Origin of the sequence: Lactimicrobium sp., from assembly GCF_036453465.1 — a bacterium.
GTDB lineage: Bacteria > Bacillota_I > Bacilli_A > Erysipelotrichales > Erysipelotrichaceae > Bulleidia.
Genome location: NZ_JAZHUW010000050.1, coordinates 1 through 13,651, shown reverse-complemented (window position 1 = coordinate 13,651; position 13,651 = coordinate 1). Strand labels below are relative to the sequence as shown.

General features: G+C 47.4%; 11 protein-coding genes and 1 tRNA gene. 6 read left to right on the top strand and 6 right to left on the bottom strand.

Annotation, left to right across the window (positions count from 1 at the left end; translation table 11 throughout):
• Nucleotides 1-409: 409 nt before the first annotated feature.
• From SOI44_RS09845 to SOI44_RS09835, 3 genes are all read right to left on the bottom strand, one after another.
• Nucleotides 410-482 (bottom strand) — tRNA-Ala (locus SOI44_RS09845).
• Between the two features lie 278 nt (nucleotides 483-760).
• Complete coding sequence (locus SOI44_RS09840; RefSeq protein WP_331349040.1) at nucleotides 761-1,924, bottom strand: RNA-guided endonuclease TnpB family protein; 1,164 nt, start codon at nucleotides 1,922-1,924, stop codon at nucleotides 761-763.
• A gap of 102 nt (nucleotides 1,925-2,026) precedes the next feature.
• The gene (locus SOI44_RS09835) at nucleotides 2,027-3,007 is read right to left on the bottom strand and encodes a S66 family peptidase (RefSeq protein WP_331349039.1); all 981 of its coding nucleotides are present in this window, start codon (nucleotides 3,005-3,007) and stop codon (nucleotides 2,027-2,029) included.
• A 292-nt stretch (nucleotides 3,008-3,299) separates the two neighbouring features.
• On the opposite strand from SOI44_RS09835, the gene SOI44_RS09830 reads away from it, so the two are divergent.
• The gene (locus tag SOI44_RS09830; RefSeq protein WP_331349038.1) at nucleotides 3,300-4,061 is read left to right on the top strand and encodes an SDR family NAD(P)-dependent oxidoreductase; all 762 of its coding nucleotides are present in this window, start codon (nucleotides 3,300-3,302) and stop codon (nucleotides 4,059-4,061) included.
• Here SOI44_RS09830 and SOI44_RS09825 read toward each other — a convergent pair.
• Together SOI44_RS09825 and SOI44_RS09820 are read right to left on the bottom strand one after the other, a co-directional pair.
• Nucleotides 4,036-5,214 carry a D-alanyl-D-alanine carboxypeptidase family protein gene (locus SOI44_RS09825; protein ID WP_331349037.1) on the bottom strand — a complete coding sequence of 393 codons (1,179 nt, stop codon included), beginning with the start codon at nucleotides 5,212-5,214 and terminating at the stop codon, nucleotides 4,036-4,038. The genes SOI44_RS09830 and SOI44_RS09825 overlap by 26 nt on opposite strands.
• Before the next feature lie 21 nt (nucleotides 5,215-5,235).
• Nucleotides 5,236-6,054: a MurR/RpiR family transcriptional regulator gene (locus SOI44_RS09820; protein ID WP_331349036.1), complete on the bottom strand. Its 819-nt coding sequence runs from the start codon at nucleotides 6,052-6,054 to the stop codon at nucleotides 5,236-5,238.
• A 133-nt stretch (nucleotides 6,055-6,187) separates the two neighbouring features.
• Between SOI44_RS09820 and SOI44_RS09815 the strand changes: the two genes are divergently transcribed.
• On the top strand, nucleotides 6,188-7,576 hold the full coding sequence (locus tag SOI44_RS09815; protein ID WP_331349035.1) for a 6-phospho-beta-glucosidase: 1,389 nt from the start codon (nucleotides 6,188-6,190) through the stop codon (nucleotides 7,574-7,576).
• Between the two features lie 71 nt (nucleotides 7,577-7,647).
• Here SOI44_RS09815 and SOI44_RS09810 read toward each other — a convergent pair whose 3' ends face one another.
• Nucleotides 7,648-8,121: a peptidylprolyl isomerase gene (locus SOI44_RS09810; RefSeq protein ID WP_331349034.1), complete on the bottom strand. Its 474-nt coding sequence runs from the start codon at nucleotides 8,119-8,121 to the stop codon at nucleotides 7,648-7,650.
• Between the two features lie 71 nt (nucleotides 8,122-8,192).
• Here SOI44_RS09810 and SOI44_RS09805 point away from each other — a divergent pair, with 71 nt between their 5' ends.
• The 4 genes from SOI44_RS09805 to guaA all read left to right on the top strand — a co-directional run bounded on the left by SOI44_RS09805 (nucleotide 8,193) and on the right by guaA (nucleotide 13,395).
• Nucleotides 8,193-9,167 carry a 4-alpha-glucanotransferase gene (locus SOI44_RS09805; protein WP_331349033.1) on the top strand — a complete coding sequence of 325 codons (975 nt, stop codon included), beginning with the start codon at nucleotides 8,193-8,195 and terminating at the stop codon, nucleotides 9,165-9,167.
• 58 nt (nucleotides 9,168-9,225) lie between these two features.
• The gene (locus SOI44_RS09800) at nucleotides 9,226-10,080 is read left to right on the top strand and encodes an undecaprenyl-diphosphate phosphatase (protein ID WP_331349032.1); all 855 of its coding nucleotides are present in this window, start codon (nucleotides 9,226-9,228) and stop codon (nucleotides 10,078-10,080) included.
• A gap of 142 nt (nucleotides 10,081-10,222) precedes the next feature.
• Complete coding sequence (locus SOI44_RS09795; protein ID WP_331349031.1) at nucleotides 10,223-11,839, top strand: CTP synthase; 1,617 nt, start codon at nucleotides 10,223-10,225, stop codon at nucleotides 11,837-11,839.
• A gap of 17 nt (nucleotides 11,840-11,856) precedes the next feature.
• Complete coding sequence (gene guaA / locus SOI44_RS09790) at nucleotides 11,857-13,395, top strand: glutamine-hydrolyzing GMP synthase (RefSeq protein WP_331349030.1); 1,539 nt, start codon at nucleotides 11,857-11,859, stop codon at nucleotides 13,393-13,395.
• Nucleotides 13,396-13,651 lie beyond the last annotated feature (256 nt).

Sequence of the window (13,651 nt, the reverse complement as noted above, 5' to 3'; positions counted from 1 at the left end):
ATCCATGGAATTCACCTCACATGAATGAAGATAATCAACCAGCTTAACATTACTGTACATGAACAAGTACAGTAGCCACAGAATTCACCAATTTGTTAATATGTCCTTCGTAATACCATTTGTCAATTGCGAATTGTAAAAACTGGAGAGGGACTGTGCATTTGACAAAATCTGCTATTTACGTATTATTTTGACTGTAGATAGCCGAATGAGGCAGGGAAGCAGGGACTTAGCAGTCCCTGTTTTTCGTTTCTTCTGAATGGTTGTTTTTACTTATTATTATCTGGATAAATTCCAGAGAATGTCAATGAAATACTTAACAAAGGAATCGCTGTACATATGATGCTGTAATTTTCGAATAGTAAGAAAAAAAGCGCATCATTTTACAATGACACGCTGATTGGTAAAGTGGAGCCAACGAGGATCGAACTCGCGACCTCATGATTGCGAACCATGCGCTCTCCCAGCTGAGCTATGGCCCCATGCATGAGTTATTTTACCACAATGCACTTATTCTTTACAGTGAACTACTCGGCTAGCAGTAACCGAGCATCCAGAGACAAATGTGCTGATCAGCCATACTCTCTGGATTTTTTTTTCCTGGTTCTGCGGGTGGCATCTAGCTGCATCCGGTACATTGCTGTACCGGAGAAGCAGCAGCCCCGATGGAGCACTCTCTGCAGGCTTTAGTTTCTGCTGTTCCGGCAGTACTGCTCTTCGTGTGTGAATGCACACGGGCTAGCAAACCCTATGCACGGAATCAGAGGACCGCAACGCCTTGCGTCCGCAGGATTCTGATCCCTTCGTTCTTTAGATTCTGAGCTGCATTCTGGTCACGAAGATGATGAGCACCGCATGTTGGACATCTCCACTCTCTGACGCTCAGATCTTTTGTGATTTTGTGCACTGCTCCGCAGCACGAACAGGTCTTGCTTGACGGGAAGAACCGATCTGCTTTGATCAGATACTTGCCGCGGTCTGCCAGCTTGTAGGCTAACTGCTGCCGGAACATGCCAAAGCCGTTGTCATTGGTTGCTTTGCCAAGGTTCAGAGAACCTGCCATACCGCGGAGATCAATATCCTCTACGACTACAGCATCGTACTGCTTGGCTATCGCAGCACTTAGCTGATTCGTAAAGTTGTTTCTCTGCCTGGCAATCTTCTCCTGAATCTTGGCAACCTTCCGCTTCTGCTTGTGGAAGTTCTGGCATTCTGAAAGCTTTCTCCCAGAGGCTTTGGCTGCTTCGTACATTCTGGACTGCTTCTTCTGCTCTCTCTTAAGCTTCTTCTGCATCCTACGATACCAATGCTGAGAAGCCGGACTGCAGTTGAAGTTATCAACATAGAAGTCCGGAGAGCAGTAGTCCAGTCCAAGAACACGGGCTGAATAGACATAAGACTTTGGCTTTGGCTGTGCATCCGGTGTTTCCACCAGCAGGGAGCAGTAGTACTTGCCTGATGGCATCCGGCTGACCGTAGCAGACTTGATCTTGCCATTAGCCGGAATCTGCCGATGCAGTCTTGCTATCACTTTGCCAAGCTTAGGCAGCTTGATGCAGCCGCGGACAATCTGCACGGTCGGCGAATTTGTCGTGTAGGAATCATAGCCTTTGTGCTTCTTCTTATGCTTCGGCTTTCCTCCCGTGTGATGAAACAGCTTCTGATACGCATTGTCCAGATGATAGATTGCATTCGTGATTGCAAACTTGTCTACTTCCCGCAGCCATGGATTTTCTTCCTTCAGGGTGCGGTTGCAGTCATTATTGCAGTCAATTTTGGACAAGTGTTTCTTTCCAGAAGCGTAGTTTTCTGCCTGCAGATCCAGATAATAGTTGTACACAAATCTGGCACAGCCAAACGTCTTGGAGAGCATCACAATCTGCTCTTCGTTCGGATAAATACGATACTTATATCCTTTCTGCATATGCGTGTCCTCCTATATTCCTATTATACGATGTGAAGTCACAAGAGCCAAAGTATGCTGTGCCCCTAACTCCCATACAAGTAAGGGAGAATGCGGGGCACGTTATTCTTCAAATTTCAGGCTGGCTTTGCCATCGGCATATCTCACTTGTAACATGGCACCGTTGATCATGACCATGGCTGGCAGGGTATGGCCGATATCTGCTTCCAGTACATACGGAATATCACCCAGGGCCAGCTGTGCTGCTTCTGCATATGACATGCCGGTTTCAGAAGAAGGAAACAATACTCTGCCAATCAATACGGCTTTGGTGTGCTCAAACCAGCCGGCATAGGAGAACTGTTTCAACGTACGATAGAAGTTTTCAGCTGACATGGAGAAGTTGTCAAAGTAGAAGATCTGGCCATCTTCTTTGTATTTTTCTACAAAGCCTTTTGTGTTTTCATAAGGAGTGCCAATCAGATCTTTCAGAACATCAATACAGCCGCCGATGCAGCGTCCTTCTGCTTCAAAGCTATCAAAATTACTCTGCCAGATGGTTTCGGTATCATAGGCAGGTGTATCCACCATGAATTTAGGCCTGGACATATGCTGGGGGAAACTGTATTCTTCCGATTTCTTTCCTTCAATGACGTCCAGCGCATTGTCAACGTAATCCCACTCTCTGCTCAGATCAAAACTGCCTGCATTCATGCCATAGAATGACGCCACATCACAAAGTGTTGTGGCTGGGTACAGCAGTCCGGTAGGATCAGAAGCACCCATGAGCCATTTTGGATGCTTTTTCAGCATGGAAAAGTCCGCATAGGGAATCATTTCGTTGAGAAAGTCACCGCCGGCTGCTGACAGGACCATCTTCACTTCCGGATCTTTCAGTAATTGGTTGAACTCCTGCCCGCGTGTCTTAGCATCAGCACTGCGCTGATCTGTGTTTCTTACGGATGCCGTTTCTTTGATATTGAAGCCCTCTTGTTTCAATACAGACAGTGAAGCTTCAAAGTCATCGAGTTTATCACCGACACCGGCGCTGGGGGCACAGATGCCGATCGTATCTCCTGATTTTAAAAATGATGGATAAATCATATCGTGATCTCCTTTTCTGCATTTTAGCATATGTTTATCTTTACCAAAGACAAAATGAAAACGGCCTGGGAAAGGGGATTATCAAGGCCGTTTTCTTTTGAGAGGGAAAGTTATATGTTATTGTTTACTACTTTGATGCGATTGCCAGCATGGCTGCGGCTTTTTTGATTGGTTCCTCCTTTCTTTTGATGGTTCTATAGTAGGTCAGAAGTGTGCTGTGAACATGAAGGGGAAGTGAAAAGAACGTGAACAAAAATGTGAACCCATCACATCTTTCTGCTAGGATACTTGTATGACAAAGAAGGTATTGATTACCGGTGCGACGATGGGCATCGGCTATGCCCTGGCAGAAAGGTTTGCTGAAAAAGGCTTTGATCTGGTGCTGTGTGCCCGCCATGAAGACGCATTGAAGCAGGCCAAAGAAGAACTTGAGAAGAAATATGGCGTTTGTGTCTGTGTTTATGCCGTGGATCTTTGTGATCATGAACAGCTGATGCACTTTTATGAGAATGTAAGAGATCAGAATATTGAAGTTCTTGTCAATAATGCCGGCATTGGCTTTGCCGGGGAAGCTGTTTATCAATCCATTGAAAAGGATGATGCTCTGGTGGATCTGAATATCAAGGCTGTGATGGATCTTTGCAAACTGTTTGGCAGAAAAATGTGTGAACGCGGCCATGGCACGATCATCAACCTGTCTTCCACGGGTGCCTTTCAGCCCGGGCCTTATATTGCGTCCTATTATGCCTCCAAGTCTTTTGTGCTGTCTTACAGCCGTGCCATGGCGGTGGAAATGAAGCCATATGGCGTGCATGTATGCTGTGTATGTCCTGGTCCGGTGGATACTGCTTTTTATCAGAAAAGCGGCGGCAGAATGTCTGCGTATCATACAAGTGCAGAACATGTGGCCGATGTGATCATGCATCGCTATCAAAAAAGAACCGTTGTCGTCATCGGTTCTTTGAATCAGTTTCTGTGTATTCTGCCTTCTGGTGTGAAGATGAAATTTTTAGCGAAGATGAAACATCCTAAAACAGATCACGGAAGAAAATGAGCACGCGGTTGAAGAAATCACTGGCTTTGGGAACGGTGAATGTCTGTGATGTTTCTGCTGCGGTTTTCCCATCGGCTGTGATAGTGACATTGAGCTGCTTTGTCTGGTCTTTGTTAGTGACTTTGTAACTTTCTGCAAGATCTGTTGTCACAGCAATCTTTGCCTCATTGGGTACATCTGCTGTAATGTTCTGGCTGCTTGTGACAGTTTCTTCTGTTCTGCCAATGACTTTTTCTGCCATATAGCTGCCAAGTGTATCACCGCTGGATAATACCGTCTTACGTGACCAGCTGTTCAAGGCATTGAGAATGGTGGAGGCATCCTTGAGGTGGGCTGTGTCATAAATATCTGTCATGGCATGGGCTGTTACGGTGATGATCTTCATGCCATTAAGCTCAGCATAGGAAGCCATGCAGTGGCCGGCATCATCGGTATAGCCGGTCTTGTCACCAACAAAACCAGGCAGAGAAATATTGTCACGCTCAATGGCACCGGCAACCGTGGAATACATCAGGTTGCCAAGTGTATCAGTATAGGAAGAGGATGAGAAAATCTGTCTGAATGTCTCATTCTGTACGGCATAGGCTGTCAAAGTGGCAATATCTTTACAGGTAGAGTAGTGATTGTCATCATGCAGGCCGGTGGGATTGACAAAGTGGGTATTGCCCATACCAAGCTCTTTTGCTTTCTGGTTCATGGCCTGCACAAAGGCATCGATGGATCCGCTGACTGTATAAGCCAGGGCATTGACGGCATCTGCTCCGGATGGCAGCAGGGCTCCATACAACAGATCCCTTACGGTAGGTGTATCACCGGTACTGTAGCCGACAACCGCCGCCTCGGCTTCATACAGCCCGTTTAACATTTCATCCGTGATGGTAACTGTCTGATCCAGTGAAATGCCGGATTCCAGCACAACAACAGCAGTCATGATTTTGGTCATGGAAGCAGGATAAATCTTTTCGTCACTGTTTTGATCCAGCAGAATCTGTCCGTTTTCAGGATCAATGACATAGGCATCATCACTTTCCAGATTTACATCCAGGGAAAGCGTGGAAGCACTGCTGTTGGTTTCCTGTGATTCTGCATGAACGGGAATATTCATCGTATTGGCAGTCAGTACTGCCGCAAGTATCAGTTTTGTTATTTTCATGGGGCTATTGTAGCAGAAAGATCAGTCGATGGACTTGCGGATATGGGCATCATAGTCCATGACGTAAAGACACGCATACATCACATTCAGATAATAGGTCATCGCTTCTTCTGAGAAGAAGGAGGCAATGCGGTGGAATTTGGTCTCCTTTGCCGGCAGTAACAAAGTGATATGGCAGATTTTCGCCAATGGTGAATTTGCATTGGCTGTGATGCAGATGAGCCGGGCATGCTTTTTGCGGGCAGCCTGTGCACATCTTACCGTTTCTCCTGTTTCACCCGAATAGGAAAGAAACAAAGCACAGTCTTCTTTCTGCAGTGTTTCGGCAAGGTGGTGCTGTTCCCCATAGACCGGTGTGGCCAGACAGATCGTGCCAGCCCGGATCATGCGGGCATGAAACATCAGACCGGCAAGATAGGCATCGCCTACACCGAAGATTGCGGTCTGTCTGGCATTGTGGATGGCAAGACAGGCCTTGTGCATATCTTCTAAAGACAGTGTATTTCTGGCAGTGCGCAGCGTTTCTGTACTGAGATTGGCAAGACTTGTGGCAATTTCAGAGGTGGAATCATAGCGGGAAAACGGAAAGTTGGGATCCACTGCTTCTTTGGTATTCTCAGAAAGCTGCTGGGCATAGAGAATCTTGAACTGGCGGTAGCCGCTTGTATCCAGCTTTGCACAAAGCCGCATGATGGCACTGGTGGATGTATAGGTCTCTCTGGCCAGTTTCTGAATCGACATCTGCAGCACAGCATCCTTATGGGAAAGGATGTAGTCTGCGATTCTGGCTTCATTCTCACTGAAGCCTTCTTTTTCCTTCAAAGCTGTATTCAGGTTCATGCCTGTATTGTAACATTATGCCGGCATATTTAATAAAAGCATCATATATTCCAGCATAAATTGCCAAGAAGCTTTCCACATGTTCTTATTTTCATCTGAATTCATATCCTAGGAACCAGGAGGAAGAAATCATATGAAAGGTGTAAAGATTGTAACAATTGGCGGTGGTTCCAGTTATACGCCGGAACTGATGCAGGGATTTATCAAACGGTATGCGACACTGCCGGTCCGTGAGATCTGGCTGGTCGATATTCCGGATGGCAAAAAGAAGCTGGAGATTGTCGGTGCCCTTGCCCAGAGAATGTGGGATGCGTCCGGCTATGATGTCAAGGTGCATCTGACTCTGGATCGAAGAGAAGCTTTGAAGGATGCGGACTTTGTCACAACGCAGTTCCGTGTTGGTCTGCTCAATGCCCGGATCAAGGATGAGCGCATTCCGCTCAGCCATGGCATGATCGGCCAGGAGACAAATGGTGCCGGCGGCATGTTCAAGCTGCTGCGCACAGCTCCGGTGATTGCCGATATCATCAAGGATATGAAGGAGCTCTGCCCGGATGCCTGGCTGATCAACTTCACCAATCCCAGCGGCATGATTACAGAGACGGTGATCAGACAGTGCGGCTGGAAGAAGTGCATTGGTCTTTGCAATGTGCCGGTGAATATCATGAAGAATGAGCCGGTCATGATCGGCAAGAAGGAAGGTGATCTGGACTTTGTGTTTGGCGGTCTGAACCATTTCCACTTCCATCGTGTTTATGATAAGGAAACCGGTAAGGATGTGACCCATGAGATTGCTTATGCCATGATGAAGGATGATAAGTCCAACATGGCTAACATCCAGAATGAAAAGTTCCTGCTTGATCAGCTGTTAAGCATGGACTGCCTGCCATGCGGCTATCACCGGTATTACTATCTGACAAGTCAGATGAGAAAGAAGGAACTGGAAGATTATGCTGAGCATAAGACACGTGCCGAGCAGGTCAAGGAAGTAGAGCATCAGCTGTTTGAACTGTACAAAGATCCGGCTTTGCATGAGATGCCAGAGCTGCTTGGCAAGCGCGGCGGCAAGTATTACAGCGATGCGGCCTGCGAGACGATCAATGCCATCTATAATGACTCTGGCAAGGTGATGGTTGTTTCGACTGAAAACAAGGGTGCTCTGGTGGATCTTGCTCCAGATGCGATTGTAGAAGTCAGTGCCAGAATCACCCGCCATGGTGCTGAACCGATTGCCTTTGGGCCGATGGAGCCTGCAGTCAGAGGCATGGTACAGCTGATGAAGGCCATGGAAGAAACCATCATTGATGCCGCTTTGCATGGTGATTATGGCAAGGCACTGGAAGCCTTCCAAATCAATCCGCTTGTGGATCATGGCCAGTGTGCCCAGGATCTTCTCAATGAGATGCTTGTTGCCAATGAGAAGTATCTGCCGAAGTTCCATGACAAGATTGAGGAACTCAAGAAGGCTGGTGTAACGGTACAGGATGAAACAGCCCGCCAGCTGTGTGAGAAGGGTCTTTAAGCGATAAGAAAAGAGCGATGGGAATTGCAGGAAATAATTTCTGCAGTTCTCAACGCTCTTTTTGTGTTTAATTACTCCTCAATCCAGACTTTTTTCATGACAACCGGATGGCTCGGGCGGTCCATGAAGTTGGTTGGTGTGTTGGCAATGTGGTCAACAACATCCATGCCTTCTACCACATGGCCGAAGGCTGCGTACTGGCCATCCAGATACGGTGCATCATCATGCATGATGAAGAACTGGCTGCTGGCAGAGTTATAATCCTGCGCTCTGGCCATGGAAATCACACCGCGGACATGGTGAATCGGGTTGTTTACACCATTGGCGGCGAATTCACCTTTGATGTTTTCCTTGGATCCGCCGGTGCCGTTTCCAAGGGGATCACCGCCCTGGATCATGAAGCCTTTGATGATCCGGTGAAATGTCAGTCCATCATAGAAACCTTCCTTGACCAGCTTGCGGAAATTGGCAGCTGTGATCGGGGCTGCCTGATCATCCAGCTCAATCTTGATCTGAGAGCCATCTTCCATTTCAATAATAACCATGAAATTACCTCACTTTTCTTTTACCAGTGATAACGATACACTACAAAGGAAAGAAAAAGAAGGAAAAAGAAATGAGAAAAACAGGGATTGCAATGCCGGTTGAACAGATATCAAAGCGGGAAGGAACTGGTACATTTGGCAAAGAGACAAAGCAGTTTGTACAGACTCTGGCAAATGCAGGTGCTCAGGCATGGTATGTATCCTGCCTGCAGCCTTCCATTCCTGGCAGCTATACGTCGTATTATGCTCTGGATCCGGTGTATCTTGATATTGAGACTTTATACAAACAGAAGCTGGTGGAGGATCCTTTTGTGTCAATCAAGGAAGGACTGTCAAAAGATGACATCCGGGCAATGAAGGAACCATGGTTCCGTCAGGCCTGGCATAACTATAAGCCGGATTATAACTTTGCCAACTTTGCCTATCAGAGCTGGCTGCGGGATGAAGCCGTATTTGCCTGCTTTCAGAAGAAATTCCATGGCATGCCATGGCAGACGTGGCCGGAAGATTACCGCAATGAGCCATTGGAAGGCAGTATTGACCTGCATGCATTTACGGATGATATCCTGTATGAAACATTCCTGCAGTATGAGCTGTTTCTGCAGTGGAATGCCATCCGCCAGGAAGCAGCGGATCTTGGTATTGAGATCATTGGTGAGCTGCCGGAAACCATCAGTAAACAAAGCGGGCAGGCCTGGGCACACCGTGATGAAAAGGATGAAGAAACGCTCTGGCTGGACCATATGAACTATTCAGGCCGGATCATGAATGTGGTATCTCTGCATCAGAAGGAAAGAGTAATTGGAACTGATCTTTTGAAGAAGCTGAAAGAGAAAAATCCAGAGCTTCAGATGATCCTCTTTGATACAGAAAGCAAGGATGATCTGCAGGGCTATCTGCGGGGAGCTGTGCTGCAGGATCTCTGGCCCAACGCGGATGTGATTGATGTACGGGGAAACAAAGACTGGCGCAAAGAAGATGACGGCTCTGGTCAGCTGGTGATCATGGATCTGGATCAGAATCAGCAGGATTCTTTTCATTCTTAAGAATATGAAACAGGATGTGTGATATAATCCAGTCTGTTTTTGAAAGGTGGAGATACGTATGTCAGTATTTCTGAATATTTTGAAATCAATTGTGTTTGGCATCGTGCAGGGGGTAACCGAGTGGCTGCCGATCAGTTCGACCGGACATCTGATCCTGCTGGAAAAGTTCATGCCGCTGAATGTGTTTGGGGCAGATGCAGCAGCGAATACGGCATTCTGGGATATGTACAAAGTTGTCATCCAGTTTGGATCCATCATTGCCGTGCTGTTATTGTACTGGCATAAACTGTGGCCGTTTGAAAAGGGATATTCTGAGAAAAGAAAGAGAAGTATCCTGCGTCTTTGGATCAAGATCATTGTGGCGACGGTTCCGGCTGCCATTGTCGGCTTCTTCCTGGATGACTGGATTGATACCAAGATGAGCACACCGGTTGTCATTGCCATTGCCTTGATTGCGTATGGTATTGCCTTCATCTTTCTGGAGAAAAGGGAACATCAGTATGAAGTCACGGAGATCAGACAGATTTCCTACAAGAAAGCACTGGAGGTTGGTGCCTTCCAGTGCCTGGCACTGATTCCGGGTACTTCCCGTTCCGGTTCTACCATTCTTGGTGCAACGATTCTGAAGTTTGACCGTCCGACGGCTGCGGAGTTCTCCTTCTATATGGCCATTCCGGTCATGTTCGGTGCTTCTTTGCTCAAGATCGTCAAGATGTTTGCCAAGGGTGTTGTGATGTCCGGGGCTGCCTGGCTTGTTCTGCTTGTCGGTATGTTTGTTTCATTTATCGTATCCGTGGCTGTCATCAAGTATCTGATGGCTTACATCCGCAAGCATGATTTCACCGTATTCGGCAAGTACCGCATTGCGCTTGGTATTCTTGTGCTGGTTCTGGCAATCTTCAAAGTTCTCTAAAAAACAGTTGCCCTGAGGCGGGCACAGTGTTATCATTCTTTGCGTCGTAAAGGGCATTAAAAAAAACGGCTTTTGGAGCCGCGTGGATTTAGTGCCCTTTTTCTTTGTTTATTCGGGCTGGAAAGGATGGGAAAACAAACTCATGAAGTATATTTTCGTTACAGGCGGTGTTGTATCAGGACTTGGCAAGGGCATTACAGCTGCTTCTCTGGGAAGACTTCTGAAGCAGAGAGGCTTCAAGGTCATTTCACAGAAACTGGATCCTTATATTAATGTTGACCCGGGTACGATGTCCCCTTATCAGCATGGTGAGGTCTTTGTCACAGAAGATGGTGCCGAGACGGACCTGGATCTTGGCCATTATGAGCGTTTCATCGATGAAAACCTGAACCAGTACTCCAATCTGACTACCGGCAAGGTGTACTGGAACGTACTGCAGAAGGAGCGCCGTGGAGAATATCTGGGTGAGACAGTGCAGATCATTCCGCATATCACTAATGAGATCAAGCGTTTCATCTACAGTGTCGGCAAGCGTGCTGATGCCGATATTGTCATCACCGAGATCGGCGGTACGGTTGGTGATATTGAGTCTCAGCCGTTCATTGAAGCCATTCGTCAGATTTCCATTGAAAGACCGCAGGATGTCTGCTTCATTCATGTCACTCTGGTTCCGTATATCAGCGGTTCCAATGAGTATAAGTCCAAGCCGACCCAGCACTCCGTCAAGGAACTGCAGAACCTGGGTGTGCGTCCCAATATCATTATTGCCCGCTGCGACGGCCGTCTGCCGCAGAATGTAAAGCAGAAGATTTCCCTGTTCTGCAACGTCAAGCCGGACTGTGTCATTGAAAATACAACCGTCGGTGATCTGTATGAGGCACCAGTCATGCTCGAACAGCAGAATCTGTCTTCCATTGTGTGCCGTGAGCTGCACATTGATCCGGGATCTATTGATCTGAGCGAATGGTATGAAATGCTTGAAAGAATCCACAAGGCAGATGAGGACGTTACCGTTGCTCTGGTCGGCAAGTATGTGGCTTTGCATGATGCTTATCTTTCCGTGGTGGAATCTCTCAAGCACGGCGGCTATGAAAACGGTGCCCATGTCCATATCAAGTGGGTGGAAAGTGAAGATGTCACAAATGAAACGGCACCGGCAATCTTCCGTGATGTTCAGGGTATCATTGTCCCGGGCGGCTTTGGTGACAGAGGCATTGAAGGCATGATCGCCTCGGCGAAATATGCCAGAGAGCACAATGTGCCGTATCTGGGCCTGTGTCTGGGCATGCAGATTGCAACGATTGAATTTGCCAGAGATGTCCTTGGCTACAAGGATGCCAACTCCAATGAGTTTGACCCGGCATCCAAGCATAAGGTCATTGACTTCATGCATGGCCAGAGTGATGACATCGATAAGGGCGGCACGATGCGTCTTGGTGCTTATCCATGTGTGATCCGCAAGGGATCTCTGCTGGAGAAATGCTATGGCGTTGATGAGATTTCTGAGCGCCATCGCCACAGATATGAGTTCAACAATGACTATCGTGACGCCTTTGAGGAAAATGGCATGAACATTGTCGGTACCTCTCCGGATGGCAAGCTGGTAGAAGCCATTGAATGCCCGGCTGACCGTTTCTATATCGGCGTGCAGTATCATCCGGAGTTCAAGTCCCGTCCTAACAAGGCACATCCGCTGTTCAGAGGCTTTGTTTCGGCAGTGCTTGATACCAAGCATGCCAGAACAAAGGATGCAGCATAATTGCAGGAGAAGCATACATGGAAAAGATTATCGTCCTGGACTTTGGCGGACAGTATAAGCAGCTGATTGCCCGCCGGGTCCGTGAAAATCATGTGTATTGTGAGATTCATCCCTATACAACACCACTGGAAAAGCTGAAGGAAATGAACCCAAGCGGCATCATTCTGACCGGCGGACCGGACAGTGTGTATCTGGAAGATTCTCTGTCCTATGATCCGGGTCTGTTTGAGCTTGGTGTACCGGTGCTTGGCATCTGCTATGGTGCCCAGCTGATGGCATATCTGCTGCATGGTGAAGTAAAAACGGCTCCGGTTTCTGAGTATGGCCATACCGAAGTACATGCGGATACAGCAGGCTCGGTATTGCTGCATGACTGGAAGGAAACTTCTACCGTCTGGATGTCTCATACAGATTACATTGCCAAGGCACCGGAAGGCTTTACGGTAACTGCCCATACCCAGGTATGCCCGGTCGCAGCCATGGAGAATTCGGAAAAGAAACTGTATGCTGTGCAGTTCCATCCGGAAGTTGTCCATACCGAAGAAGGACAGAAGCTGTTCCATACATTTGTGTATGATATCTGCCACTGTGCAGGTGACTGGAAGATGGATTCCTTTGTGGAAACATCTGTACAGGAACTGCGTAAGAAGATCGGCAATGGCAAAGTGCTGTGTGCTCTGTCCGGCGGCGTTGATTCTTCTGTATGTGCGGTCTTGCTTTCAAAGGCAGTAGGCAAGCAGCTGACCTGTGTCTTTGTGGACCACGGCCTGCTGCGCAAAGATGAAGGCGATGAAGTCGAAGCAGTCTTTGGCCCCAATGGCCCGTATGAGCTCAACTTTGTCAGAGTCAATGCCCAGGATTACTTCTATGAAAAGCTCAGGGCTGTATCCGATCCTGAGCAGAAGAGAAAGATCATCGGTGCTGAGTTCATCAATGTCTTTGAAAAAGAAGCAAAGAAGATCGGCAAGGTAGATTTCCTTGCGCAGGGAACCATTTATCCCGATGTTGTAGAATCCGGTATTGGCAAGGGTGCTGTCATCAAGAGCCATCACAATGTCGGCGGTCTGCCTGACCATGTCGATTTCAAGGAAATCGTAGAGCCGCTCAGGACCCTGTTCAAGGATGAAGTCAGACAAGTTGGCTTGGAACTTGGCATTCCCAGAAAGCTTGTCTACCGCCAGCCTTTCCCGGGACCTGGACTTGGTATCCGCATTGTTGGTGAAGTCACAGCGGAAAAGGTCAGAATTGTCCAGGAAGCAGATGCCATCTTCCGTGAGGAACTGGAAAAAGCCGGTGTGGATACCGGCAAGGGGCAGTTCTTTGCGGCATTGTCAAATATGCGCTCTGTTGGTGTCATGGGGGATCACAGAACCTATGATTATGCCGTTGTCTTAAGAGGTGTATTAACTTCTGATTTCATGACAGCCGAAGCAGCAAACCTTGACTGGAATCTGTTGCAGACATGCATGAACAGAATCATCAATGAGGTCAAAGGTGTCAACAGAGTCATGTATGATCTGACATCCAAGCCTCCCGGAACGATCGAGCTCGAATAATTTTATTGCATCAGGACAGCTTATAATAAAATGACCTCCGCGACCGGTATCAGAACTGTCAATGTTCTGTAATACTTTCGGAAATCACTTTACAGAGTCGCCAACCAAGCGGCTCTTTTTTTGTTTATAGAAGGACATATTAACAAATTGGTGAATTCTGTGGCTACTGTACTTGTTCATGTACAGTAATGTTAAGCTGGTTGATTATCTTCATTCATGTGAGGTGAATTCCATGGATGGTGAAACAATTGGCACA